General features: G+C 54.7%; 22 protein-coding genes and 1 other RNA gene. 3 read left to right on the forward strand and 20 right to left on the reverse strand.

All coding sequences use genetic code 11. The features are described 5' to 3' along the window. Positions 1-15: 15 nt before the first annotated feature. Positions 16-357: a winged helix-turn-helix transcriptional regulator gene (locus tag AC07ZE_RS04290; protein WP_310650356.1), complete on the reverse strand. Its 342-nt coding sequence runs from the start codon at positions 355-357 to the stop codon at positions 16-18. Between AC07ZE_RS04290 and AC07ZE_RS04295 the strand changes: the two genes are divergently transcribed. Further along, positions 260-970 carry an oxidoreductase gene (locus AC07ZE_RS04295; protein WP_259331928.1) on the forward strand — a complete coding sequence of 237 codons (711 nt, stop codon included), beginning with the start codon at positions 260-262 and terminating at the stop codon, positions 968-970. The two genes, AC07ZE_RS04290 and AC07ZE_RS04295, sit on opposite strands and share 98 nt — an antisense overlap. 204 nt (positions 971-1,174) lie before the next feature. Here AC07ZE_RS04295 and AC07ZE_RS04300 read toward each other — a convergent pair whose 3' ends face one another. The 7 genes from AC07ZE_RS04300 to AC07ZE_RS04330 all read right to left on the reverse strand — a co-directional run bounded on the left by AC07ZE_RS04300 (position 1,175) and on the right by AC07ZE_RS04330 (position 6,679). Then, positions 1,175-1,630 (reverse strand): Rap1a family protein, encoded by a 456-nt coding sequence (locus tag AC07ZE_RS04300; RefSeq protein WP_207261634.1) that lies wholly within the window; start codon positions 1,628-1,630, stop codon positions 1,175-1,177. 390 nt (positions 1,631-2,020) lie between these two features. Next, positions 2,021-2,293: a YkgJ family cysteine cluster protein gene (locus AC07ZE_RS04305; protein WP_404940849.1), complete on the reverse strand. Its 273-nt coding sequence runs from the start codon at positions 2,291-2,293 to the stop codon at positions 2,021-2,023. Beyond that, entirely contained in the window at positions 2,290-3,912 is a 1,623-nt protein-coding gene (locus tag AC07ZE_RS04310; RefSeq protein WP_207261636.1) for a DNA repair protein, read from the reverse strand. The genes AC07ZE_RS04305 and AC07ZE_RS04310 overlap by 4 nt, the downstream gene beginning before the upstream one ends. 66 nt (positions 3,913-3,978) lie before the next feature. Continuing rightward, positions 3,979-5,079, reverse strand: a complete 1,101-nt coding sequence (locus AC07ZE_RS04315) for a chemotaxis protein (protein ID WP_207261639.1) — start codon at positions 5,077-5,079, stop codon at positions 3,979-3,981. Between the two features lie 26 nt (positions 5,080-5,105). Continuing rightward, a complete protein-coding gene (locus AC07ZE_RS04320; RefSeq protein ID WP_207261641.1) occupies positions 5,106-6,143 on the reverse strand; it encodes a helix-turn-helix transcriptional regulator in 1,038 nt (345 codons plus the stop codon). Between the two features lie 130 nt (positions 6,144-6,273). Next, entirely contained in the window at positions 6,274-6,399 is a 126-nt protein-coding gene (locus tag AC07ZE_RS04325; protein WP_259331929.1) for a hypothetical protein, read from the reverse strand. A 70-nt stretch (positions 6,400-6,469) separates the two neighbouring features. Further along, the gene (locus AC07ZE_RS04330; RefSeq protein ID WP_207261642.1) at positions 6,470-6,679 is read right to left on the reverse strand and encodes a hypothetical protein; all 210 of its coding nucleotides are present in this window, start codon (positions 6,677-6,679) and stop codon (positions 6,470-6,472) included. A 593-nt stretch (positions 6,680-7,272) separates the two neighbouring features. Between AC07ZE_RS04330 and AC07ZE_RS04335 the strand changes: the two genes are divergently transcribed. Next, complete coding sequence (locus AC07ZE_RS04335; RefSeq protein ID WP_207261644.1) at positions 7,273-8,028, forward strand: hypothetical protein; 756 nt, start codon at positions 7,273-7,275, stop codon at positions 8,026-8,028. Positions 8,029-8,217: 189 nt separating this feature from the next. Here AC07ZE_RS04335 and AC07ZE_RS04340 read toward each other — a convergent pair whose 3' ends face one another. The 3 genes from AC07ZE_RS04340 to AC07ZE_RS04350 all read right to left on the reverse strand — a co-directional run bounded on the left by AC07ZE_RS04340 (position 8,218) and on the right by AC07ZE_RS04350 (position 11,154). Then, positions 8,218-8,463: a DUF6538 domain-containing protein gene (locus tag AC07ZE_RS04340; RefSeq protein ID WP_310650389.1), complete on the reverse strand. Its 246-nt coding sequence runs from the start codon at positions 8,461-8,463 to the stop codon at positions 8,218-8,220. A gap of 429 nt (positions 8,464-8,892) precedes the next feature. Continuing rightward, positions 8,893-10,746 carry a DNA/RNA helicase domain-containing protein gene (locus AC07ZE_RS04345; RefSeq protein WP_207261647.1) on the reverse strand — a complete coding sequence of 618 codons (1,854 nt, stop codon included), beginning with the start codon at positions 10,744-10,746 and terminating at the stop codon, positions 8,893-8,895. Between the two features lie 24 nt (positions 10,747-10,770). Further along, entirely contained in the window at positions 10,771-11,154 is a 384-nt protein-coding gene (locus AC07ZE_RS04350) for a nucleotide pyrophosphohydrolase (protein ID WP_207261649.1), read from the reverse strand. 1,121 nt (positions 11,155-12,275) lie between these two features. On the opposite strand from AC07ZE_RS04350, the gene AC07ZE_RS04355 reads away from it, so the two are divergent. After that, positions 12,276-16,175 carry a lipase family protein gene (locus tag AC07ZE_RS04355; RefSeq protein WP_207261651.1) on the forward strand — a complete coding sequence of 1,300 codons (3,900 nt, stop codon included), beginning with the start codon at positions 12,276-12,278 and terminating at the stop codon, positions 16,173-16,175. A 143-nt stretch (positions 16,176-16,318) separates the two neighbouring features. Here the strand turns inward: AC07ZE_RS04355 and AC07ZE_RS04360 are convergent, their stop codons facing one another. The 9 genes from AC07ZE_RS04360 to AC07ZE_RS04400 all read right to left on the reverse strand — a co-directional run bounded on the left by AC07ZE_RS04360 (position 16,319) and on the right by AC07ZE_RS04400 (position 26,730). Next, complete coding sequence (locus AC07ZE_RS04360) at positions 16,319-16,594, reverse strand: hypothetical protein (RefSeq protein WP_207261653.1); 276 nt, start codon at positions 16,592-16,594, stop codon at positions 16,319-16,321. Continuing rightward, complete coding sequence (locus AC07ZE_RS04365; RefSeq protein ID WP_207261655.1) at positions 16,591-17,571, reverse strand: integrase domain-containing protein; 981 nt, start codon at positions 17,569-17,571, stop codon at positions 16,591-16,593. Before AC07ZE_RS04365 ends, AC07ZE_RS04360 begins: the two co-directional genes overlap by 4 nt. A 952-nt stretch (positions 17,572-18,523) precedes the next feature. Further along, a complete protein-coding gene (locus tag AC07ZE_RS04370; RefSeq protein ID WP_207261657.1) occupies positions 18,524-19,780 on the reverse strand; it encodes an integrase domain-containing protein in 1,257 nt (418 codons plus the stop codon). 186 nt (positions 19,781-19,966) lie between these two features. Then, positions 19,967-20,360, reverse strand: a transfer-messenger RNA (tmRNA) gene (gene ssrA / locus AC07ZE_RS04375). Between the two features lie 97 nt (positions 20,361-20,457). Then, positions 20,458-20,733, reverse strand: coding sequence for a PA2433 domain-containing protein (locus AC07ZE_RS04380; protein ID WP_207261659.1), 276 nt, complete (start codon positions 20,731-20,733; stop codon positions 20,458-20,460). Positions 20,734-20,976: 243 nt separating this feature from the next. Continuing rightward, on the reverse strand, positions 20,977-23,787 hold the full coding sequence (locus AC07ZE_RS04385) for an FAD-binding and (Fe-S)-binding domain-containing protein (RefSeq protein WP_207261661.1): 2,811 nt from the start codon (positions 23,785-23,787) through the stop codon (positions 20,977-20,979). Next, positions 23,784-24,455, reverse strand: coding sequence for a LutC/YkgG family protein (locus tag AC07ZE_RS04390; RefSeq protein ID WP_207261664.1), 672 nt, complete (start codon positions 24,453-24,455; stop codon positions 23,784-23,786). Before AC07ZE_RS04390 ends, AC07ZE_RS04385 begins: the two co-directional genes overlap by 4 nt. Then, complete coding sequence (locus tag AC07ZE_RS04395; RefSeq protein WP_095194016.1) at positions 24,455-25,909, reverse strand: LutB/LldF family L-lactate oxidation iron-sulfur protein; 1,455 nt, start codon at positions 25,907-25,909, stop codon at positions 24,455-24,457. The genes AC07ZE_RS04390 and AC07ZE_RS04395 overlap by 1 nt, the downstream gene beginning before the upstream one ends. Beyond that, positions 25,906-26,730 carry a (Fe-S)-binding protein gene (locus AC07ZE_RS04400; RefSeq protein WP_207261666.1) on the reverse strand — a complete coding sequence of 275 codons (825 nt, stop codon included), beginning with the start codon at positions 26,728-26,730 and terminating at the stop codon, positions 25,906-25,908. Before AC07ZE_RS04400 ends, AC07ZE_RS04395 begins: the two co-directional genes overlap by 4 nt. Positions 26,731-26,739 lie beyond the last annotated feature (9 nt).

Genomic DNA, 26,739 nt, shown 5'->3' on the forward strand with positions numbered 1-26,739 from the left:
AGGGCTGAATGGGCGTCAGTTGTTGCGATCTCGAACCACGGCATCGCATGGCACCAGCCTATGGTCTTCGTCGAGCTCCCTGGCGTGATGGGCGCCCCATTCAATCAGCGTCTCCAGAATCGGTCGCAAACTTTCGCCAAGCGGGGTGAGCACGTACTCGACTCCCTGGCGATCCTCGGCGCTGGGTTGCCGATTCACCATTCCATGCTCTTCGAGCGCTCGCAGCTGCTCGATCAACATTCTCTGTGACACGCCTGCAATGCGCTTTTCCAGATCGCAGGTGCGGTGCGGGCCATCTTCCCAAAGCTGCGTCCATGCTCGGAAGGCTGGATTTGATGGTGTCGAAATCCACGGCACCAACGGTTACCTGTTCGAACAGTTCATGAGCTCGGTGCTCTATACACGCACCGATTGCTACGGGGGAGGCAGCGTAGAAAACCGTACACGGTTCCTGATGGAAGTCGTTGAAGCGGCGGTGCGTGAACTGGGGCCGGGGCGCGTGGGTGTCCGCCTGTCCCCGTTCGGCAAGTTCAACGGTATTGCGCCAGACCCTCTGACCGAGGAAACCCTGCTGTACGTTGCCGAGCGTTTGGGGCGCCTGGGCGTCGCCTATCTGCACCTGGTCTACGAGCTGATGCCTGAGGCGAACATGGAAATTGCCGAGTTCAAATCACACCACCTCGACCACGCGCTGCTGGCCAAGGTGCGGGCGGCGTTTGCGGGTGCAATCATCTGGTGCGGTGGTTTTATTGATCGCCAGAGCGCCCGGGATGCACTCGACACCGGCTTAGTGGACTTGATCGCCTTCGGCAGACCCTATATCGCCAACCCGGATCTGGCTGAGCGCCTCAAGCACGGCTGGCCGCTGGCCGAAGCGGATCGATCAACGTATTACACCCGACGGGGTGAAGTGGGTTACACGGACTTTCCAGCTCATCCGATGGTGAGTGCTGCTTACGGCACGGCCTGACTGGGAGGGGGGCGAGCAGACGCTTGATGCCGGTTGGCGGTTGCCCCGTCGGTCGCTGAAAACTTGATCTTTCTAGATGAAAATCGGCTATTCGGATTTCAGCGTGTATGGCCGTGCGCGCCGAGGGGGTGTGTCGTGTGGAATCCTATTTCCCACTGGGTTAACGAGGCAGAACCAACGCACTGCGCTAAGTACCCCTGACCGTTAACTTTCGCGCTCATAGGATCTCTGTTTCTTAGGTTCCGCTGGGCAGGGGTAGGCGGTGAGCATGAATTTGAAAACACTAAGGGTGCTCGGTTGAGCCTTTAGTTCTCGGGTCATATTCGCTTTCGACCACGCGAGAAACTTCTCGATAACTGTCTTGAGCGTGACCATTTGTGGTATGCAAATGGGCCCACTCTGATCGAGTTTCAGCGTTTTGTAGGCATCCATATAGGTCAACGAATCACGCCAGGTTTTAAACTGCACTATGCACATCAGCATCAGTGCCATATCGTCTTCCGTAGCCTTATCTTGGGGAATGCTGATACCTGAACATGTATCAAATAGTCCTTGCCCTGTTGACCAGTCGAATCCTCTGACCGGGCTGGCAAACCCTGGTAATGCTGTACAGGCCAGCACCAAGGTCAACAAGACGCTGAAAACACGAATTTTGATCATATGACTGCTCCCCCTGCGCGGACATTGCGTCCTTACGCTACAGTTCTAGTCGTTTTAAGGCGCTTTCGCCTGCACACCGTGCGGAGCAATTTTCCGTGAACACCAAGCACACGGACCTGTAAGCTTTTCAGGAGGCCCGCTACCAACTCTCTCAGGATCCTCCGCGATTCGTCACCAACCTGACAGAGAGCCCATGACTGCATCCATTCGCCGTGCAACATCCCTTCGTCCGGGACGCTTCAAGCACCTGATCCGCGTGGCATCCGTGCCTGGCCGTCTGCCAGTGGGAAAATGGGTGGAGGTTGCTGCGTCCACATGGATCGGAAAAGGGGACCGGAAAAGGGAGAAGGAAAAGGGGGCGCAGTGTGCTTGTGAATGTGTCGGCTTAGCTCACTCCTGGGCCTGAAGCTGCAGCAGTTTGCAAACCTCCACATTCACCTCTGTAAACGTCTCCCAGCTGAACCGTTGCGCATAGTGCATCTGGTACTGCCGGTCGACCCGGCAGATATCCGGCCGGGTCTCGTAGATCAGGCAGTGCTTGTCGGCATCACTGTAATGCCGGCAAGCCCCATCCCCCCGATCCAGATACCGCGTCTGTTCCGCAAGATGTACATTGCGACAACACAGCCCGCACTGCGTACAAGGAAACGCTGGTAGCGTCATACCAGCGAAGCCAGCCAGTTGCGCGTGCTGGCCGCGTTACCCACTTCGAACGGCAACTCGATCCCACGAGCCGCCACAGCCTGCTGCAGTATCGCACTGCGTTGGATCTCGTCATTGCACGCCTCAAGCTCCTGGGTAAAGGCCTGTAACTCCTCCACGTCCAGGTTGAACTCCAGCCGGCTCAACTCCAGCAGGTAGCGGTCCAGCTCCGCGTTGATGGCCTGGAACTCGCGCACCGTGCCGGCGTGCGGCGTCAGAGATTCGATGAAGGCCCAGAGCTTGCGCGCCATCGCGCTGTGCAGCAGGAAGTAGTTCAGGCCCAGGGTCACCAGGCCCGTTACCAGCGCACCGGCAAACGCGGCCAGCTCGGTGCCGAACGGGAAGCTGAGGAACGGCACCAGCTGGGTGTAAGCCATGGTGCCCACCACCGTGGCAACGCCCACCGACAGCAACGACGTCACCGCCTGGCACTGCTCCACGAAGCTTAGTTGGTCAGGGTTGAACACCATCAGCTTGATGGCCTTGACTAACTGACCCCACAGCTCGCGGATGATCTTGATCGCCATCGCCTGAGTGGTGGCGAAGATGTTGAACACGGTGGTGGTCAGGCTCCCGAGCACACCGGCAAACACGCCATCCTTGAACGCCACCAGGAAGTCGTTGAAACGCGCCTGCACCCGCTTCCAGATGCCCTTGAGCGACTTGTTGATGCTGTCGACGAAGGCCTCCAGGCTGAAAGTGTGCTTGAGCTTGTCCAGCAGGGCCGGCAGTTGCTCGCGCAGTTCGAACCACACTTCCGCCATCACCAGCCCGAGCATCTGCCGGGTACCCATGGCCAATGCGGCAGAGCCCGTCGCACATGCGGTCTGGTGCAGGAACTTGCTACTGGTGTAGTAGGCTGCGTTGATCTGCTGATCGTACGGCGCGCGGGCCTCGGCATCACGCTTGCGCATGCCTTCAGGGTCCACGGCCTTGAGCTCGTTGATCTTGCTTTCGGTCTTGCGGATTTTGTCTTCCAGCGCGCGAGCTTCATGTTGCTGGTGCGGCGTTTCGCGTGGCATTTTCGTCAGGCGCGCGCGGTCGCCCGCCAGCGACTTCTCATGGTTGGAGACCAGGCCCGGCAGCTTGTCCAGGTACTCGTTGATCGGCGTCTGCTTCTTCGACTTGTTGATCGTCTCGTGGGTGGTCTGCAGGTTGCTGCTCTGGTTGGCCAGCTCCACACCACTGAGCCCGGCCAGCACCCGCCCGGCATCATCGTGGATTTCCTTGGCGCTGATTACGTGGTCCAGGTTGCGCTGTTCATTGGCAGCCATCACCTTGCTGCGGTAAGGGTCCTTCAGAGTGCCTGCCGCCTGGCTGGCCTTGTCTTTCTGGCCAGTGGCGATGTAATTCGCGTGTTGGTGGTAGGGCGTGGAATCGTACTCGTCGCGCTGCTGGAAACGCTGCTTTTCTGCGTCAGTCGCCCATACGCCGTTGCGCACGTTGTGGATGGTGTCGACCTCGCCGCCCTGCTTGTCCTTGAACAGCAGAAAGTCCAGGCCAAAGCTGGTCGTGAGGCTGGTGATTACAGTTTTTTCGAGCTCTTCGGCCCAGGGGAAGTCTTGCGCTGCGGCGTGCATAGGAGCATCCATGACGAATGAGTGAAGGCGAAGCGGAGGCGGGGTCTTTCGACCCCGCACAGGACATCAGGCGGGCTCGACGCCTTGCGCCTTGGTCTTGGTTTCGCTGATCTGCTCGTCCAGCTTGGAGCTGTTGAGGATCATCGAGCCATCGGCATCGGTAGCCATGACCGGGACGTCGTTCTTGTCCTTGACCACATTGCCGTTCACTTCCTTGACCTTGAACAGCGGGGTGGTGATCAAGTCGACCAGGATGGCGGCCAGGGTAAAACCGTTGTTGATCGCGCGCAGGATGGTTTCGCTCATGCTGGCCATTTCAGCGTGCGGGTCGAGCTTGCGGGAGCGGATGTCTTCGATACGGCGGGCTGCGTACTTGAGGTGTTCGAAGTACTTGTCGAACTGTCCGTACACCGACTTCAACACGTCATTGATGTCGAAGGCGTAGTCTTCTGCCTTGCTCAGCTGCTGCTGGGCTTTCTGCAGCTTGGTGAGCGCACTGTCCACTTCGCGGTCAGCCTTGTGGGCATTCTTCAGTGCTTCATCGCCATGGCTGTCGTAAGCCCAGCCGGCGATAGCCAGTACCGGGCCTGCCACGGCGGCGCCCAGGATTGCGGTACCGCCAGCCATACCCAGGCCGCCTGTGGCGAGCGAGCCGCCGCCGATTGCCGCCAGCGTTGCGTTGGTCGCCGCTACCCCGGCCAACGAGGAGATGGCGGTGCCAGTGGAGGCCGCGCCCAGCGCCATGACGCCGCCATATACGGCAAACCCGGCCGCTGCGCCGGCAATGCCTGCTCCCGCGGTGGCGCCCAGCACGCCAACAGCGGTGTAGCTGTAGCTCTCGATGCTCTGCAGCTTGTGCTTCGGAATATTGATTTTCAGCTTGTCCTGGCGGTCAGCGTTGAGCTTATCCAGCAACTCGTTGGCGAGGGTCTTGAACTCGTCAAACTTCTTGCCGATCTCGAGTTCTTCCCGGCCCAGCGCCTCAAGTGCCGCGTTAGTGGCTTTTTCCTGTACGTCGAATGCTTTCTTTTTGTCGGCATAACGTGCTTTGGCAGCGTTGACGATGTCATCGGCTTCCGAATGCTTCTGGTAGCCGTCGTAGCCTTTCTTGGCGCCGTAGGCAGCACTGACCAGCGCGGCAGCGCCGAGGATGAGGGGTAGTGGCATGGCAATGTCCTTTTGATTGTTGAAGGTCAGGCGGGTTGCAGTTGCGGCGTTGCGTGAGTGTGCTGGTACAGTGCCTGCATCGAATTCAGTCGCTCGCGCACTTCGTCCACCCACACTTGGGGCGCATGCAAGCGAATGTTTTCATTCAGGGCAAAGATCCACCACAGCGTTTCGCGGTCTAGCGGTACGGTGGCGTGCAGGCGGTGCCACCCCTGTTCGGAAACGTTGCTTAAAGTCTGCTGCTGGCTCAGCGGCGTTTCATTGAGCAGGGCAGCGATCTGCGGGCGTACATCCGCGATCAGCTCGACCTGGGCCTCTGCCTCTCGATAGCTGAAAACGCCGCTGGCGATGTAGGCATCCACGTCGAAGCTTTCATGTTCGTGACCGGCCTCTTCGAGCACGCTCACTTCGGTGATCCGGTGCAAGGCGAATTGGCGTAGGTCGCTGTAGCCATCCACAGAGGCCAGCAGGTAACTCACCGCATGGCGCGACACCAGGCCTGCCGGGTGCAGGCGAAAGCGCTTGAGTTCACCCTTGCTGCGGCTGTGGTAGAACACTTCCAGCTGCTTGCGCTCCAGCAGTCCGGCCGACACCTGGGCCCAGGTGTGTGCGCTGACTTGCGCCGGGAGCAGGGTCTTGCCGTTGGGCAGTGAGCGAACTCGCTTTGCCCAGTCGGCCAGGCCGTTGCCACCCAGGCCATTGAGGAAGTTGCGGGCCCGGCGGAACTGAGGGCCCAGCTGGTCCAGAACGCTTTGCGGCAGGATCGGGGTCAAGTGGCTTTCCGAGAGGAACAGCGCCAGTGCGGTGGGCGCGTCCATGTCTTCCAGCTTGAGTGGTGCCTCGCGGGTGAAGCTCCAGCGGAAGGGCGTTTCGCTGTCGTCACACTGCAGGGAGAACGGGATCGACAGCCGGCTCAAGTCACGCTGGATCGAGCGCAGGGTGACCGAGAAGCCTCTGTCACGGAGCTTTTCGAGCAGGGTCGGGGTTGCAATTCGCTGAGGTTCGGTGGGTATCAGGCGTAGCAATGCAAACAGCCTGAGCAGCGTATCCTTCGCTTGGGACATGGTGACTTCCTGGTTTTACGTCTCTACTGAGCGCCAGCAGGTTGGCGTCAAGTTGGCGTGAATCCTACTCAATGGAATGGCTTTATGCCATCAATTGTTCAGGGGGTGGTAGCTGGTATTTCGCTTTGTTTCAGTCTGCGGCAGGCCGCTGCGCTTCGCGTTCGCGTTCGCGCTTCATTTCGCTGTATTCGCGGTAGAACGCGTAACCTTTGGTCAGCACCACGAAGAGTCCGATGGTGGCGAGCAGATTTTTCATCGTTGGGCCCTCTTGAAGATGTGGGTCATCGTCCGGGTTGGCGCGACAACCTGTGTCGCGCTGGCGAGATTCAGCCTTGGAGCGTCAGGAATTCTTCCAGCCGTGTTTTGAACACTTCCTTGGGGGTGGCCGTGCGACGGTGAGGCGAAGGGGTGTTGCAGGTGGGGCAGTGGGTGAACCAGTCGCGGTTCAGCACCAGCACGTCACTGCTTGGAAGGAAGGTCTTCTTCCAGGAGCAGTACTGGCAGAAGAGAGTAAAAGGCGGGGGAGCAATTGGCATGGCTGCACCTAAAGATTACCAAGTGCAGTCAGGATGACAGTAGGGGGCGACAGTCTATGTCGTGCTTGCTGAGGTACATCGGAAAGGTCTCATTCATGCAAGGAATCTTGGGGTGGAGGTAAGTCTGCCGATGTTGCTCTAGAGGACACAGTTTTGGTGCCCGATGTACTGACCGAGCCCCGTGATACGTGTCAGCCTGGTGGCAGGTAGTCTGAAAGTAACGGGCAAGTATTTTTAAGGTCATGGACGGCTCTATGGCTTGATCCCCCGAAAGTTGACGAGCACCCCCATAACCTTCCCGACGAAACTGCGCCATCATCTCTTTATAGTTGGCAAGTGTCTGAGTATTTAACCAAAGGCGTGACGCCGCGCTCTGGTACGACGTTATACGGTCGTGTTTGCCCGTAGCGTCAAGCAAGTATAATTGCACTTTGGCGCTGTTGGGCTAGTGTGTGAGTAACTGGTTAGCAACTTGAAAATGTTTGGCGTGCACCGAAGAGTGCGATGCTCCGTTGAGTAGAGCAAATTTTTGCCAAGCCAAGCCAAGCCAAGCCAAGCCAAATCCAATTAAATGAAATAGTTAGGGGGGGAGGATGAGTGACAAGGCTTCAAGCCAGGTAGTCGAGTCGGTTTCAAAAGGAGGGGCTGCTTTCTGGGTCGTCTTAGGCTTGATTGTTGTTCTGTCATATTTTTATTTTACCTCGGTTAGGTTTGATGAAAAAAACCTTATTGCTCCTGATGAGGTCAGTGGTTGTCTGAATGGACATGGTCTAAACAAGATGTCGGAAGATGAATTCGAGAGTAAGTGTTTGGATAAGTCGTTCTCGGTTGTCGCATACTCCAAGGGCTGCTCGGTAGATAGTGATTGTGAGTTGTCTCTATCGAATACAAGGCTGCCTGGGTTTGATAGTAATACCTTGTTTGAGGCTGAGCTGGAAAAAGTAATCGGCTACATGGATGACAAGGTGGAAGTAAAAGGCGTTGTGGTTGATCGTGGTTTCTTGGGGCAGGTCGAGGTTGAAGTCTTCTCTCAGAAAGTTGTTCAACTATCCCCGAAAGAATTAGCAGAAATTGAAGAGGCTCGAAAGCCAGAAATTGATCCTGTTGCCGAAGCGCAAAAAATGTGGTTGGAGCAAAGGGCTTCGGAAAACGCAAGAATGAAAGAATATGCTGATAATAAGCACAAGGAGTTGACCGCGAAATCCACCCGTGTGCAGGTCGATCCGAACTCTATAAATGGCATGGCAGAGTATCGTTATTACTTGAAGGGTGGAAAGATTGTGTCTTGCCTTCGTGGATTTGAGGCCAGTGTCTTAGTTTACGAATGTAAAGATTTTCATCCACTCTGACCAATTCATCTCGAAGCTTTGGCTGTACCACTCGAAGCTCGGTTGGAGGGTAGGACCGGGAGAGTTCCAGCAGCTGTTGTGCCATCGGCTCTTGCTCGCTTGGAATTGGTCGGTGATACGCTCTGTTAACAGTCTCTCCACCTCTCTACGGCGCTGTCGGGCTTAGATCTCTTTATAAGAAAGCATCGGCTAAGACGGTCTGTCGCCGTGTTTTGGGCTAGAAAAGTCCGGGAGCAGCTCCAGCAGTTCAATGCAGTCCACTTCTGTAAGGCCAAGCTCGTCGCGCTCTACCACATTCATCACTCTGTCAAAGGTAGTTTCATAGCGGGCAGCATACTGCCGGGCACGTTTGAGGGCTAATCTATGGCTATCGGTTTTTAGGGTTCGTCTGACCTCACGCTGTCTCAACAGGGCACGCAACGAGAGCGGAATCATGATTCGAAAGTAGAAGGTTCCATAACGATTGAGCGTAGGCAGGAAGGGTTGCGTTTCATGTCGGGCGACCAAGTGATGCCCCACAAGAATGCCACACCTCAATCCCACACCTGCCGGAAACCGCAGGGCCAGAAAGCACAAAGCCCCGAAGGTCGGGGCTTTGTGTCGGGTGATGGTGGAGCCGGGGTAATTTGAAACTAGTCGGTATCTATCTGTTTTTTCTGGTTAATAATTTATTGGTCAAATTACTTGGAATACCAGTTGGAACGCAGCTTGGTCTGGATTCCGATGGACGGTGCTTTATGAGCTCCGCCCCCCAAAACGAATCGGAGCCGAATCTATCATGCAGATGGTCGCGCTGTTGATAGTTGCCCCTGCGCTCGCCGGTACAGGGGCTCCTAGCAAACGATACCGTCAATGATTGCTGTGTTAGCTAAGCCGGCTCTCGAAGTATTTCGCAGTCTCTTTGTCGGTGCAGTACAGGTAGCAACCCTTCATCCCACGTGTCATCAGGGTTCGGTATGTATTCTTTATGATCAGGTCTGTTTCATTCTTCGCGAGGGCAGGTTGCTCTTTCATCATTTTTTTCCAGCCGCGAATCGATTTATCGTGCTTGTCGCGTTCATCCGGGGATGTCACTACCTTACCGTCACGTATGACTAGGTCTGGCCCGATGATCACCCCGATGTAGTCGACTTCCAAACCTTGGCAGGTATGAATGCAGCCAACCTGCTCGATGGAGTTCTCAGCGATGATCCATAGGCTGCCATCCTGATCCAGGTTCCATTGGCGTTTGTAGTCACCAATCACGATATCAGCAGCGGTGGGGTCTTTCTTGCTCAACCAAGGCCAGCAATAGCCCGCGACCACACGAGCTTTGTTTCCGTAGTTTTTCTCGTTGATTGCTTCATGCATCGCCTGAGGTGAGTCGAACACCTTAAACTCGTACTCTTGAGTCTCAAGCGTCGGATTTGCCGTCGAGCGAATGCTTAGCGTGTCATCCAGCCATGCCAGGTAACCGTCAGAACCACTGCAGCGAAACTGCGAAGAAAGCACGTGTTCTTCAACCACAGCACCCTTGGCTTTTGCAAAGGCGCGTATCGCCTGCTTGCTGCCGATATCGCTCAAGGTTACACGCTGGTCTTCATCAATGAAGAAAATTGAGCATTTCGCTGAATCAATCAGCTCCTTGATCTGGTTTTCCCCAAGGTTTCCATAAAGCCCGCTTTTTTTATTCAGCCGGTGAGCTTCGTCCACGATAAGCGCATCGAACGTGTTGGGCTCAGTGTCGATGAATGCCCCAGAGCCTGAAAAGAAATTCGAGAAATGGCTGCGCTTGATGGTGCCAACCAGTTTGCTCTCGTAGACCTTACGCGGGGCTGCGTTCTTGGAAACGTATTTGCTCATCAGCTTCAATTCGGTGAGCCTCACCAGCAGATTGATAGCCAGAACGGTCTTCCCAGTGCCCGGCCCACCTTCAATGATCATCACCTTGGGGGCTTGGTCCGAGGCCTCGCTTGCCGCCGCCAGCGCCGACTCAAAAATTGCTTTCTGATCGTCAATCAATACGAACTCGGGTTTGCCTTTCATCAACCCACCGAGGGCTTCGGCTAGCGCCTTGGACGGGCGAATTTTTCCTTCGGACAGCTCGTAAAGAACCTCTTTGTTGTCGCCATGACTTATATGCTTTTTCAGAAAGCTCCTGAGTTTACTGAGCTCTTCCGGGCCTTTCAGAAACAGCGGAGCCTTGTTGATGTGGGGCTCGTAGTGAGCCGAATCTATGATGCCGTCGCTGACATAGTTGTGGAGGTAGGCACACGGACGGATTTCGATGCTTTTGTCATACACCGCCTCGTTGAAGCCTTCCAGCAGCGCTGCATATGACCATACCTGATAGGACGGGTGAATGGTCTCAATGAGGCCGCCGCCCAACGCCGTTTTGACGATGGCATCCTTGGTTGTGGCGTTGGCCTTACTCCATTGCTTCAGCTCTATCAGTACGGCCTTTTTTGCCTGGTTTTCGTCGCGACCGGTGAGTAGAAAGTCGATTCGCTTCGACGACTGCGGAATGTGCAATTCAATGGCCAAGCCTGCGTCGCTCGGCAGGCCCTCATCTCTAAGGACCTTGGCCATGTACGTTAGGGATCCTTGCCACGACCTGATTTCCGATGTGCCAACATTCTTTCCGGTAGCTTCCTTGTAATGCCTGAGGATCACCTCCTCAATGTCATCGTTATCGTTGTCTTTAAGAAATTGCTGTTTGGTCGCAGCGTAGACGATCACGGGCTGTCCTTAGATTCGATTTGTTCAGAGTCGGTCGTACTTTTTGCTGCTGCTTTTGGCTTTATGCACGGGGTACTTCTGGCCGTTCGAGGCGAGTTTCCGTGTCACCGCCTCGTTGAGGTCGATGCCGAGCACGCTGCTCAGGCGAACCAGGTACATCAGTACGTCCGCCAATTCGTCTTTTACGGCGAGGCCGATTTCGGGATCTTTAGCTACGGAGAGCGAATCGGCATCGCTCATCCATTGGAAAATCTCGCACAGTTCTCCTACCTCACCAGTGAGCGCCAGGATGAGATTCTTTGGGGAGTGGAACTGCTGCCAGTCGCGATCATCTGCGAAACGCTGAAGGGATGCGGCAAGCTTCACTACGTCAACCAGTGGCGCGGATGAGGTGTCTGAGTCACTCACGGGGCTGTCTCTTGAGTATCGGTGGGGGCGAAAAATGTGTAGGAAATCCAGCATTGGATTGTAAGAGTTTTCGCTGTTTTCGCAGGTTCTTTTTGTGGTTTTTCTCTCACAAACTATCTGTAGGTAGAATTGCTTGCCAGCGCTCGCTATATCCTTTGAGAGTGGCGAAGTGGACCGGCTACAAACAGGTCTTGCAGGGGCTATCGGCGGGCGTAGCTCAGTTTTTCGAGGCGACCGCCATGCCCCTCTTCTCTACCTCTAAAGCAACTTCAACCTTATGCCCCCGACTACAGGCATGAAATCAGATATTGTCTGACTATAAAAATAAACTACATTAAAACTATTGTCACAATGCAGGTAGATGGCTACACACCAACATTCGCTTTGTCATCATCAAGCTATTAGCGTATATAATCGTATGGCTTTTGCATATACCGCCTAAACTCAGTAATTTATTCCATCTAACGGGTTAATCCAGTAGCAACCCCTCCGTACTTCCAGCGACTAACGTCGAAAAACTAACGGCCGCTTATTACTCTGGTCGGCGAATGTCTGATATCAGTAAACAGAAGCCGACTCCTTTAGTCCCTATTTAGCCTCTAGCGGCAAACAGGAACCAGACCAAAATATATGCATTGGGGTTGCCATGGTCACGCATACAGAATGACGTTAAATCTGACAGGAACTATAGACAAATCACGATCGACCTCGTAATATCGAGATGAAGGCAGTGCTTTCCGGAACTCTTTCTCTGCTCATCCGATTGGTGTAACGCAAGATTCGGGCAGCCATAATAAATGTAATATTACCAGCCAAAAAGCGATTACCGCCCGATTCACTAAAAATTCTAAATAGCAAAGGAGTTGCTTTTAAAAATGCGCATAGCACAAGTGGATTTCCCAAGCGACACGGATAAACTGTTCACCCCAGAAAAGTTTGCAATCAGATACCGCTTTAGGTGTCTGAGTGAAACTCCTGGCAGTAGGACCATGTCGAGGTCCATTACTTATTCGAGAATGCTCTGCAAATACACTTCCGGTAGAGATTTATAATTATATTGACAGGCCCATAGTACATCAGACTGGCCACGCCATAAAACTTTACTATTTCTGGAATTTCAAATGGCAAAGAAAATCATATTAATTCATGGCTTGGGTGGCACCGCAGAAGGAACATGGGGGAAATTCCCCGACTTCTTAGTAGATGATAAAGATGTGGAATTTGAAATTATATCCTGTGGATATGAATCTCCGGCCCTTTGGAAATTTTGGAAACGGGCACCAGGCATACTGAATATCGCCAATGGAATTCTCACAGATATCAGGGCCCGCTGCGACATAGAAAACGATGAAATCATCCTGGCCGGCCATAGCTTAGGGGGAGTCATTCTAAAGAAAATTCTCCTGGTGTTAAAAAACAAAGGCATTACTCATAAAATATTTAAAGTTTGTTTCTTTGATGTGCCGCATGATGGGTCAGGGTATGCAAATGCTGGTAAATATGTAAGCGTTAGAAACATACACCTAAAAAGTTTGAGCCGTGACTCGGGGGAGTTAGACGACCTAAATGAGCAGTGGGTGCACAGTGGCCTAAACAACGAACTGGATATTTTGAGCATCATCGCCGCCAATGACGACATCGTCTCTTCTTCCAGTTCAAAAAGTATTTTTAGAGAGCATGCCATTGAAACAATCAATGACACTGACCATCGCTCGATAGTCAAGCCAAAAAGCACAAACTCCACGGCTTACATTGTATTCAAAAAATTCATACTAAAAAAAAACACAGTAATCAAGTATAAAAATCCTGCCTCTCGGGATCTTGAAGACTGGAAAAGCATTGAAAGGAATCATGGCTACCATTACGTGAGCGATGAAGCCAGATCAAATGATTTACGTGCACTGATTTCTGCTATAGATTCAAAAAACTCCGTAACAAGATTAACGGGAGCCTCTGGCCTAGGTAAGACACGATTATTGCTTGAGGCTATTGATGCATCTGAATCCATAGATAACTCATGCACACTTATATTTAATGCCCCTGGATATGATATAGCTATAAAAGAAAGCATCAAATCAATGGTTGACGACTGCACCCATGGCCTGGTAGTGGTTGAAAACTGCAGTGTGGATTTGCATAACCACTTAGCTAGAGAAGTCAATAAGTCAGATTGCTTCCTAAAGCTTGTTACAGTTGCTTACTCTAACGAGCAAGTAGACGATTCTATTCACATTCAAATTTCCCCATTGAACGATGAGGCTATAAAACAGGTACTCTCTCCAATATTGATCGGAATGGATCCCAGTGATGTAGATCGGGTAGCTCGTTTTGCCCAAGGCTATCCTCTGATGGCAACACTCATTGCTGAACAATACCAGAAAGAGGGCAGACTACTTGGCTCCATTGAGAAAAGCTCAGTGGTTAGGAAGCTGATAGAAGGGGATAGTAATATTACCGAGGCAGAAAAGGATGTTTTGTCGGCTTGCTCATTATTTGATGTATTTGGAACAGCAGACGGAACTGCTGGTAAAGAGGCCAAGTATATAGCTGAAGATGTTGCTGGCTCTGACCTTAGGGTCTTTGAACGAGTATTAACAGAATTTACTCGGAGGCAAATAATAAATCGCGCTGGAAGATATGCGAGGCTTGTACCTAAGCCTCTCGCATTAACTCTTGCATCAGAGTGGTGGGAAAAAACCTCCTATCAACAGCAAAAGGAATTGATTGATAGCCTGCCTGATTCTTTGATGCAAAGTTTTTGTACCCAGGCGTCCTATCTTGATGCTCAGCCAAGTGTTCAGAGATTTTCGGACCGCCTATTTGGAGGGCAGAGCCCTTTCGTTCAAGCGGAGGAGCTGCTTACAGAAAGGGGTTCGAAACTCTTCCGCGCATTTGTTGAAGTGAATCCAGAGTCAACGTCCGATGCCCTTTACCATATTTTATCAAAGCGCACCCACGAACAGCTTTTGGCTATTGATGGCACTACGCGAAGAAATTTGATCTGGGCTCTCGAAAAGCTATGTTTTCATGCTGTGATTTTTGAAAAATCATCTTGGTGCCTGCTGCTATTGGCATCAGCGGAAAATGAAAGTTGGGGCAACAACGCAACAGGAATATTCTCACAATTATTCAGAGTGGACCTTTCTGGGACAGAGGCTAAACCTAGCATTCGTTTCGATGTGCTGAAGCGGGCTATTGCGACCAATAACCCAAACATCGACTTGGTTGTCCTAAAGAGCTTGGAACAAGCGATTAGCACTTACGGCGGCACGCGGACAGTTGGCGCAGAATACCAAGGCACGAGGGCTCCGCTTGAAGAGTGGAGACCAAAATTATGGCAGGAGATCTTTGATTTCTGGCAACAAGCTTTTGACTTAATTTTAGTCCTGATAAAACGGGGTGAACCCCAGCGAGCCAGTGCACTTTCTATCGTGGGCCGCTCGATCAGGAGCTTTGTTTCAAATGGCCGAATTGAAATGCTGGATACAATCATCCGAGAAATAATTTCAATTAATGGCCGATACTGGCCAGAGGCTCTAGACAGCATAAAAAACATTTTCGAATACGACTCAAAAAATATCAATCCAGAAGTTACCGAAGTATTGAACCACTGGCTAGAACTGCTGAGCCCTGCGATGGCTGAGCTGCCTGAAAAGCTAAAAATATTGGTGAGTAATCCACCATGGGAACATCGAAAAGGTAGTGATGATCATTACATTGATGTGGCAGCAGAAAATGCAAAGGCTCTTGCAACGAGCCTAACAGAAAATATTAGCGGTCTAATCCCTCACATTGACTTGTTACTAGTTGGCGAGCAAAAGCAGTCTTTCGCCTTTGGTTACCAACTGGCACTAGCCGCAGATGACATCAAGCCACTTGTCAACCATGCATTACATTCCTTGACGACCATTGAGCAGCCTAACCCTCAGCTTATTCGTGGTTTATACCGAGGTTTGTTCGAACGTTCACCAGCACTTTGGCAAGAGTACGTAGATCATTTGCTGTCAAACGAAAAACTCATTCTTCACTATGCCGATTTCATTCGCACAGGCAGCATCCAAGAGGCGCACTTACTTACTCTTCTAGGATTAATACAAAATAAAAAGCTCTCAGCGAATGATGCAAATCTATTAAGCTATGGCAGTGTCATCAACAGCATTGACCCGAAAGCAGTAGCAGATTTTTGCTTAAAGCTATCACAGTTAAGTGGGCAAGCAAGTTGGGCAGCACTAAATGTGATCTACATGTATTGCTTTAGCAACAAAGACAGCATCGATAAGCTGCGCGACCAGCTAAAAACCTTAGTAACATCAGTCCCACTTCACAAGGGACAGCAGCAAACAGCTACAGACCTACATCACTGGCATGATATTTCTGGAAAACTGCTGGCAGTACGAGATGTGGAGTTTGCTATCTCGCTATCGACTCAACTGATCGCTGCCTGCCAGCATGGAATAAATCATGGGGATATCTGGTCTTACACAAAGCCTCTACTTCTCATAATTATGAATGATTACGCCGAGGAGCTCTGGCCATTATTTGGCGACGCTATCATTCGCTCAGAAGGAATGGAGAGATATTGGCTACAACAATTGCTAGATCGAGAGGCAGGGTTAGCAAGCAAAATGCCAAGTGTATTCTCTGCCATTCCTACTAAGGCAGTTATTGAGTGGTGTTTGAGGCAGGCGGATATTGGTCCTATTTTTGTTGCTAGATGCATAAATATATTCGATTCTTTTGAAGGGGGGCAACAGCCGTCAGCGCTATTTATCGCCTTACTTAAAAGTTTCGGCAATGACCAAAGAGTTTCTAACGAATTGTGTGCAAACATGGCCACTCGCGGCTGGTCAGGCTCTCTCGTACCTTACCTCGAGTCAGACAAAGTGGCACTACTTCCTTTGGTGGAACACGAAAACCACCATGTCAGACTCTGGGTTAAAGATTACATTGCACGCGTGAATCTTCAAATAGCTGAGGAATCAAAAAGAGACGAAGAGAGCGATTTTGGCCTTTATCATTAACAATGTAAAACTATAGCCTGCACCTACCTTAATGGCGTTTATTGTCAAAACAAATTCTGATATCTGCCTAAAGCTGCACTACTAGATGGTGCAGCTTCGGCTGCATTTTCTCTATTCACAATGGATCATTATCAGCCTCTTATTTAGTAATTGAATTTCCAGGACTTTTCTAATCGACGGGCGAGAAGCCGTACAGTCAGCAAGTAGTAGTACCGCGTCGCCTCGCTACACGTGTTCAGGCGGTGCTCAAGAAGCCAAACCACATGCTTCCTCTGCCAAGCCCAAGGTGTCTCTCGCTGCCAGCGTTCTGAAATTTCAGCTTGGATAAGCTTCGCCTGCCGCAAGTGGCGTTGCCGCGTTGCGCGCGATCCCGTCAGCACCCCAGCCAAGAACAGCTCCATATCGAATGGCTTACTCATCTGCGACCTCCAATGTAGGCAGCGACTACATCGATCCGGCCGTGCCCCAGCTCATAGCTGATTTGCATCCGAGCCTCACGATCAAGGTACCGATCTCCCTGGCAACATTGACCGCCGTTGATAGGCGCGCGGTGCTGGGTGATTTTCTCGTAGCGCTCACATGCGTACGCCGCCCGTAGCTCATGAAAGCCTTTGAGGTTGTGTACATGAAGGATGTCCCGCGCAGGACGGACGATTCGCTTTAGAACGACCAGGTAGCTTTCGTTTGGAGCAATCAGGTTGCGGCTACCCGCAGGCGACACCTGCTGTGCAAACCCAAGTGCGCCGCGAACATGGTCGTCTACCGTAATCCAACGTGGCGCTGAGGCGCCGGCGCGGCCGCCTTTGGTGCCGTCCTGGATGTTGATCTTGCCGAAGTCCTTAGCCTCTCGGGTTAACCGTGGCAGGTCAGCCAAGATGGCCTCACGCAGGCGCATGCCGGTGGCTCGCGCTAACAGAACAATCGCGGCGGCCCTTAGCAGATGTTGGCTGCAAAGCGCATCGACGATTTGCTTTATCTGTTCGCGGTCTTGGCCCTGCGGCACTGAATGTCGAACCCCGCTGCGCTGAACTCCCAACGCCTTGCTCGGACTTGGCAATTTCATGTACTGATCACCGCGAAGCGCCGCCATGGTCCTGTTAACGCTGGATAGCCGATTTTGTGCAGTGCTGACGGCGAGCTCGCCGCGCGTAACCAGGTCGCGCAGGTGCGCCGCATAATCGGCCAGTACCTTCCGATCAATCTGCCGGGCATCATTGATACCGGATCCCTGTTCGGAGCGGCACCACTTCACGAATGCCAACCACCGGTCACAGTGCGCTTTCACCGTGCCGTAATGGCCACCGCCGAACATGTCTTTCAGCGCCTGCGGCCCTGCGTAACTCAATTGCCTGCCGTAGCCGAAATTACGGCCGTCGCGCCTACCCATTAATGCCATGTCGTTCACCTCATCGCCTGTTCTCCGATCCTCGCCCCACGTCATCCCGCCAGAATGCTGAGTGTTATCAGGGATCAAGGCCCCTGCGGCCTGTGGGGTGTCCTCTAGCGCGGGACTGGCGGCTCCTTACGACCGGGAGCAAGGGCATCTCATGATCTGGCCTCCTGAGCACCGTTACCGGTGGGCGGGTGGAGGCAGCACTGGCTGACGAGACCAGCGCCTGAAGATCCTGAGTCGGGTGAACGCAGCGGTGCGATGACCGGGGCATGCCTGACTGTCAGTCAGGTGCAGTCCATTCCCTGGTCTGCGGCACTATCATCTGCAGCGCTGTTGCTGGTGACATCGGCGTTTGTCACGCCGATTGTCACGAGGGGAGTTGCCGCAAAGCCAAGTGCGATGAGGGCTGCAGCAATGTTAGAAGCGCCCGTCTCTTTCCAGTAGAAAGAGACGGGCGCAGGTTGGCGCAAGATTTGGCCAAGCGGATAGGTTGCTGCAGGGCAGCGAAGTAGGAAGTGTCGTTTGGCGCACGAGGGCCATGATCTGAAGTAGGCATCCATCACCGGGGAGGTGACCGGGCGAGCTGCCGGACGCGAATCGCCATTTGGGGGAAGAACCACCGCGGGAGCGGCGTGACCTTCAAGGTTCGGGCCACCTGGGTTGCTGTCATCGACAGCGCTTGCATGGCCAGTTCTACGCCTGTGGATAAACTCGGTCAAGGTTCGAAATTCAGCGCCACTTTGTACTTGAAGCACGGTTATCCACCGGTGGAATTCCGTGGTAAATCCTGGACATCGTTTTGGCTTTTAGCTTTTCAAAGTGAGGTCCTTCCAAACAGGGCGGCTTTGCAGCCGTGTTTGGAAGGACCCGTGCTTAAAAGCGGATAAGCGAGGCTGCTTGCCCCGAATCTTGAACGTTCAGTTGTTGCTGCTGCACCTCTTGCGCCTGTACAGCGCTAGCGGATCGGCACCACGTTCTTGTCTCTGACTTGGCCGTATGCTGAGGCGAGGAGGCTGCCGGTGGCGGCTTTCTGGATGTACTCACTCCACCAGGCCATCATCGGGCGCCGGCGCTCGATGTAGTCGGCTCGGTTGTATGCGCTTCGCACCTCATCCTTGTCGACATGCGCCAGGGCTACTTCGATGAGCTCAGGATCCCAGCCATGTTCATTCAAGATGGTGCTGGCCATCGAGCGCATGCCGTGGCTGACCAGTCGATCCTGGAAGCCCATACGTTTCAACGCCATGTTGGCGGTCTGACTATTGGCGTGTGTGCGCGGATTTCTGTCTGCCGGAAAGACGTATTCGCGATGGCCGCTGTGAGATTTGAGTGACTCCAACAGGGCGAGAGCGTGATCACTCAACGGGATGCTGTGTGGACGGCGCTTCTTCATCCGCTCCGGTGGGATAGTCCAGACACGCCTTTCAAAATCGATGTCTGTCCAGCGGGTAGTCGCCGCCTCGGCTGGGCGAGTCATCGTGTGCAACTGCCATTCGATCAGGCAGCGGGTCGTGCGCTTGATACTGGCGTTTGCGATCTCCAGCATGAGCTCGGGGAGCTCCTCAGGTGGGAGCGCAGCCATGTTCTCTTTCTTGGGCTTCTTGAATACTGCCCTGATGCCGGTAAGAGGGTTGGCGAAGATCAGGCCGGAATTTACGCCGTAGGTCATGATTTCGTTAAGCCGCTGACTAAGGCGCTTGACCGTCTCCAGGCTGCCTTTCGCTTCGATTGGACGAAGCAATGCGATCACCATCGGCGCGGTGATTTTCACCAGTGGTGTCGTTCTCAAGTCGGGGAACACATGCAGCGTGAGCGACCGCCAGATGTCCTCTGCGTAGGCCGGGGTGACCGAGTCTTTCTTGAGCTCGAACCAGGCGGTGGCCACGTTCTCGAAGGTGTGTTCTGTCTCCGCGCGCTTGGCTTCATTCAGCGTGTTGCGTTGCACCTTCGGATCAATGCCCTGGGCGAGTAGCTCGCGCGCATCGACCGCCATCTTTCGTGCATTCGCCAGTGACAGTTCGGGATAGGTCCCGAAACCGATGTTGATGCGCTTTTTGGTCACCGGTTCGCGGTAGTTGAAATTCCACAGTAACGAGCCGTTGCTGCGTACTCGGAGCTGCAAACCGTCACCGTCCGTGAGGACGTAATCCTTGGACGCGGGTTTGACTCCCTTGAGCTGTCGATCGGAGAGACGGAGGTTTTGAGCAGGCATGAGATTCTCCTCAGGCACTGATTCGGTATTCCAAAGGTTAGCACCGGATGAGGTGGAATACCGTCTGGAATACCCGAATGGCTGGAACTCTAAAACTCTCAAAAGACCGCAGAAGCGCTGGAAGCCGCGTGTTTACTGGTTCGCAGGCACAAAAAAAGACGTCCGTGGACGTCTTTTTTTATCATTTGGTGGAGCCGGGGGGATTTGAACCCCCGTCCGCCAGTACTCCGCTGTCGGTACTACATGCGTAGCCGTGTCTATTAAGTTAACCCTCAGCGACCCGACGGGCAGGGTGCTTTGGGCGAGTTGTGTAAGTTTTAGCCGCTTCGTCCACAACGTACTGCACGGCGATTCTGTTCTATATGACAATCACTTTGGGTTTACAGACATCCCCTGATGATTGCTGGACCCGAAGGTACCAGGAGGGAAGGGCTAAGGCTGCTTACGCAGCGAGAGCGTATTCCCCGTAGTTTTCGTCATTGGCAACTATAGGAAGTTGCAACAGTGGATTTACGAGTTCTGTTACCAACTCGGCATGCACCTAAAGTTTCGCAACCGGCGTCGAATCCTAAACGGCCCCGAACTCATTGCTCGTAAATCACGGTGAGCAACAAGCCTGTACAGTGTACGCCAACGTGGCGCGGAAGGCCAACCCCGAAGGTTGGCCTTACCTGTGTTCACTTTTTAGTAGGGTTGCGCAGCTGAATTTTCTCAAGCATCTGACCGGAGATTTCGATGCAGTCCTTGTCGTTGCCGGATGCCTGGGCCTTTTTCGCATCAGCCAGCGCGGTTTTGGCGTTATCCATCGAGTTCTCGGATACGGCGGGGGCGGTGGCGATTGCGTCTTCCAGTTTTTGAACTTGCGCGTCACAAAGATCTTTATCTGCCGCAAACACCGGCGAGGCCAACAGTGCAGCGGTGATGAACAATCCAGCAATTGCAGAGTGCTTCATGGGTATCTCCTTGCGCATGAGGGCTCGGTGCTGCCGGTGAATGGGGCCGCTGGCCGAGGGGGTTATAAGCCCGTTCGCAGGGCTTAATTAAATGACTATAGCTGTGCGCAGGAATTCGGTTTTTTTTTGCAGCCATGCCTGTAGGAGCGCGCTTGCTCGCGAAGGATTCAAGAGCGACGCGTCTATTCACAAAGCACGCGTTATCGATGACCTCCATCGCGAGCAGGCTCGCTCCCACAGTTTTTACGCAGTGCGCGCTTGCGTCACGCGATCCACCAGATAGACCAGCCCGTGATAATCGATCCCGCCATGCTGGCTGAGGCCGATTTCGCAGGTGCGGCTGGTGGAAATGCCTTCACTGCAGTACTGCACCGCGTCTTTCAAGGTGCGCAGCGAATGGGCGTTCAGCTCAGGGGTGGTGAAACCTTTGTCGCCGGCAAACCCGCAGCAGTGAATGCCTTCGGGAATGACCACGTTTTTACTGCACTTGCGCACCAGATCGATCAACGCCTGGCTTTCCCCCAGGTGCTGGGTGCTGCAGGTGACGTGCACCGCGATGGGCGCGTCCTGCGGCGTGAAGTCCAGGCGATCCATCAGGTGCGTGCGAATGAAACGCACCGGGTCGTAAAGGTCCAGGCGCACATCTCCGAGGTCCTGGGCCAGGCGCAAGGTGCAAGGGCTGGTGTCGCAATAGATCGGATCGAGCCCACCACGGCTGGCGTGGAGCAGGGCGCCGATCAGCTCCTGACGCTTGTGTTCGGCCTGTTCGGCGTAACCCTTGGAGGCAAACGGCTGGCCGCAGCAGAGATTGTCCAGATTGTCCGGAAAGACCACCTGATACCCGGCTTTTTCCAGCAGGCTGCGAGTTTTGTCGTACAGCGACATTTGTTCCTTATCACCGGCCGCTGGCCCCATGGCGCGTGAAACGCACGCGGCCAGGTACACCACGCGCGGGCGCTCGTCCGTCACGGCCGGGCTGAAGCGGATTGCCCGTTCAGGCTGCGGCATGGCGTCGGTCCACTGCGGAATTTGCCCTTTGGACAGGCGGGTCACCGCTGCGGAAAGTTTGGCCAGTCGCGGTGCGCCCAGCAACATCCGCGCACCGTTGGCCACGTGGAGGGTGAAACGCGCGCCTTGCAGCGCCGTGGCGAAATTTCCTTCAAGCCAGTTGGCGGTTTTCGTATGGGTGGCGTGCTGGCCGCGTAGCTTTTTCACCAGTTCGCCGGTATTGATGCCTACCGGGCAGCGTTGCGCGCAAAGGCCGGTGGCGGCACAGGTATCGATACCCTGATATTCGTAGGCTGCTTCGAGTTCCCGGGTATCGACCCCGGCTCGCTTCTTGGCCTGGATGTCACGCCAGATCACGATGCGCTGGCGCGGGCTCAGCGTCAGGCCTTTCGATGGGCAGACCGGTTCGCAAAAGCCGCACTCGATGCACTTGTCCACGATCTCGTCGGCGGCCGGCAAGGGCTTGAGATGCTTGAGGTGGATCTGCGGATCGTCGCTGAGCACCACGTCCGGGTTGAGAATACCATTGGGATCAAGCAGGCGTTTGAGTTGCCACATCAGCTGGTAGGCATCGCTGCCCCATTCCAGTTCGACAAACGGCGCCATGTTGCGCCCGGTGCCGTGTTCAGCTTTGAGCGAGCCGCCAAACTCCACCGCGACCAACTGCGCCACATCATCCATGAACGCCTGGTAGCGTGCGACTTCTTCCGGGTTGTTGAAGCCTTGGGTGAAGACGAAGTGCAGATTGCCTTCCAGTGCGTGTCCGAAAAGGATTGCTTCGTCGTAGTGATGTTTGTCGAACAATTCGATCAGACGGTTCACGCCGATCGCCAGTTGCTCCACCGGGAAGGTCACGTCCTCGATGATCACCGTGGTACCGGTTTTGCGCACCGCGCCGACGGCGGGGAAGGTGTCCTTGCGGATCGCCCAGAGGCGGGCGTTTTCCAGCGGATCTTCGGTGAAGTCGACTTGCTTCTCCACCGGGAACGACGCCAGTGACGTCATGATCTGTGCCAGTTGCTCCTGCAGCAAGGTGGACGATGCCGCGCGGGATTCGATCAGCAGGGCGCAAGCATTATTCGACAGGTGCTGTACGAAAGCGGGCATGCCGGGTTTGTTCTGCACCGAACGCAGGCTGCGCCGGTCCAGCAGTTCCACAGCTGACACCGGTTGGCTTTTGAGCACAGTGACCGCATTGCAGCAAGTCTCCACGTTCGGGAAGACGATCAGCGCCGAGGCCTTGTTCGGGTGGTCGATCACGGTGTCGTAGGTCACCGCGCTGATGAAGCCCAGGGTGCCTTCGGAACCCACCAGCAGGTGGCTCAAGATATCCACAGGCTCGTCGTAATCCACCAGGGCGTTGAGTGACAGGCCGGTGGTATTTTTCAGACGGTATTTGTGGCGGATTTTTGCGGCGAGTTCAGTGTTGGCGCGGGTCTCGCGACCCAAGGTCGCCAGGCGATCCAGCAACGTTGCATGGCTTTGACGGAATGCGGCCACGCTGGCGGCATCTTCGGTGTCGAGACGGCTGCCATCGGCCAGCACCAGACGAATGCCGGCCAGGGTGTGATAGGTGTTTTGTGCAGTGCCGCAGCACATGCCACTGGCATTGTTGGCGACGATGCCGCCGATTTTGCACGCATTGATCGACGCCGGGTCCGGGCCGATCTTGCGTCCGAACGGTGCCAGCCAGGCATTGGCCTGAGCGCCGATCACGCCGGGTTGCAGGCGAATTTGCATGCCCTGGCCACGGATCTCGCGACCGTTCCAGTTATCCCCAAGGACGATCAACACCGAGTCACTGATGGCTTGACCGGAAAGACTGGTGCCGGCGGCGCGGAAGGTCACCGGAACCTGATCGCGCTGCGCCAGTTGCAGCAGCGCGACCACTTCATCTTCAGACTCGACGCGGATCACCAGTTGCGGAATCAGCCGGTAGAAACTGGCGTCAGTGCCAAACGCCAGGGTCGACAGCGGATCGTCGAAGCGCCGTTCTTGGGGAATCAATAGCTGCGCATCGCGCAGGAAAGCGGCCGGTAGACTCATTGGTCCTCCAGGATCAACACCACCAGGTCCTTCGGACCGTGGGCACCATAGGCCAGGACCTGCTCGATGTCGGCAGTCTTCGATGGGCCGGACACCAGCAGCGCATTGGTCGGCATGCCTTGAGCCCACTCGAATTCCTGCTGCACCTGATAGAAGTTATCACGTATTTCGCTGGCCTTGAGCAGGGCGAAATGCACCGGTGGCGCCAGGCTCATCAATCGCGGTTCTTCCCGCGTCGGCCAAAGGATCAGGCTACCTGTCGCAGCGATGGCGCCCAGGGTGCCGGTCAGGCTCGCCGGAGTATCGTTGAACAGTTCGGCTTTCCATTCTTCCACTGGACGGTCGTAAGCCTTGAGCGTCGGCAACTGCCGATTGTTCGCCCAGTGCTGGATAACACGTTGACCATGAGCTGTGCTCGGTGCGATCAACAGACTCGGCAGTTGACGATCCATCAGCAGTTTAGCCAGCAACGCCGGCCAGTCTTCACCCGAGGTCAGATGAATTTCCGTGTGCACCGCTTCCATCAATTTGCGCAGTTGCGGGATGCGTTGTTCCGGGGTGTAGGTGTAAGGCTCGGTCACCAAACCGACATTGAAGTTGTCAGGCACAGGGGTTGTGCCTGTCAGACTTTTGCGCAGTTTTCCGAGGATGTTTTGCTTTGCGCTCATCAACGATCTCCCTGTTTGGCCAGATGCTCGCGCGCCATGTCATGCAGCGAACGGGCGGCGGGTTTCGGTGCGCTGTGATTCTGCGTCCACGGGCCGACATTGCTCGGCGTGAGTGCGCGCAGTCGCGTGGCGAAGAAGCCGAACAGACGATACAGCGTTGGTGAGCTGTTGAGCCTGGCCCAGGCGTTCCAGATGAACCGTTCCTTGCGCGAGTATTTGCTGCCCTGGCCGCGCATCGCTTGATGCGGGCTATCGGGCGCTTTGACATTCTCTTCGCGCAGGCGCCGCAGCAGGGACGGGATCGGAATCTTGACCGGGCACACCTCACCGCAAGCTCCGCACAACGAAGAGGCGCTTGGGTGGTCCGGGACTTTCGCCAGGCCGACCATGTGCGGGGTGATGATTTTTCCGATAGGGCCGGGGTAAACCTCACCGTAGGCATGGCCACCGATTCGGGTATAGACCGGGCAATGATTCATGCAGGCGCCGCAGCGGATGCAGTTCAGGGTCTGGCGCAATTCGCTGTCGGCAAACGCCTGGCTGCGGCCGTTATCCAGCAGGACCAGGTGCACTTCCTGTGGGCCGTCCAGTTCATGTTCCTTGCGCGGGCCGGAAATCATGTTGACGTAGGTGGTGATCGGAATGCCGAGTGCCGAACGGGTCAGCAGCGACAATAGCGGCACCACGTCGCGCAGGTTTTCCACAACTTTTTCGATGCCGGTGACGGCGATGTGCACCGGTGGCACCGTGGTCGTCATGCGACCGTTGCCTTCGTTCTCAACCAGCAGCAAGGTGCCGGTTTCGGCCACGGCGAAGTTGACACCGGAGACGCCGATGTCCGCTTCGAAGAATTTCTGCCGCAGGACCCTGCGACCAATCTGAATGAGTTGGTCAACGTCCTTGGTATATTCCACGCCAAGTTTGTCGTGGAACAAGGACGCGACCTGGCCGGCGTTCTTGTGGATTGCCGGCATGATTATGTGTGAAGGCTTCTCGTGGTCGAGCTGGACGATGTACTCGCCCATGTCCGATTCCAGGCATTCAATGCCCTGTTCAGCGAGGACATGGTTCATCTCCATCTCTTCGCTGACCATCGATTTGCCCTTGATCACTTGCCGCCCCTCGTGAGCGCGGATGATCGAGAGGACGATGCCATTGGCCTCGTCCACCGTTTCCGCCCAGTGCACTGTCACACCGTTGCGGGTCAGGTTCTGTTCAAGTTGCTCGAGCAGGTCGGGCAACTTCGATAAAGCGCGGGCGCGGACCGCATTGCCCAGCGCTCGCAGGTGTTCTCTTTCATGGGCATCGCTGAAAGCCGTTGCCCGTTTTGTCATCAGTGAATCCATCGCCTTGCGAAAGTTGTTTCGCAATTGCGCATCACCCAGTGCGTCGTGAGCCCGGGTGCGGAAATCTTCTTCTACGGCGACCGTAGGAATAATCGCGGAAGCGTTCATTGCGCGCCTCCGGTTCGCTGCCAGAGGAAACTGGCCAGGTGTTGGCCACGCAACGCTTCTTGCTGTTTCTCCAGCGAGCCGTTGATGTTCATCAGGCAACCGCAATCGGCACTGAGTACCTTGTGCGCGCCGGATTCCTTCAACGACCGGGTCTTGTCAGCCACCATCGCCCCGGAAATATCTGGCATACGGACGCTGAAAGTCCCACCGAAGCCACAGCATTCGCTTTCATGGCTATGGTTGACGCGTTCTACATTGCTCAATTGCGCCAACAACTCGCGGCCATGCAAATGAGTGTTCATTTCGCGACGTGCCGAACACGAGGTGTGCAACGCCACTTTCACCGGCTCGCCGCTGTCCTTGAGCTGCACCTTGCAGACAAATAGCAGGAACTCGGCCAGTTCATAGGTTCTGTCAGCCAATGCCTGAACCTGTTTCAGCGTTTGCGGCTCGTCCTTGAACAGGTCGGCATAGTGCTCACGCAACATCCCGGCGCAGGAACCGGACGGCACCACCACCGGATAATCCCCGGCGAACAGCGCCAGTTGTGAGCGCGCGACGGTCCTGGCCTGCTCGGTGTAACCCGAGGTGTAGGCCGGTTGACCGCAGCAGCTTTGCCCTTGCGGGTACTCGACACGGATGCCTTCGCGCTCCAGCAAGTGGATCGCATCCATCCCGGCTTCCGGGTAGAACAAATCCACTACGCAGGTCCCGAACAGGTACACCCGTTGCGGTTTCTCGCTGGGGTATTGCCGAGGCTCGGGCAGTGGCGGGGCGACACGGGTCGCATTCGGCACAGCGTTGTAAAAAAGCTCGCTCATCGGGCGTGT

Source organism: Pseudomonas sp. GW101-3H06 (assembly GCF_059424605.1).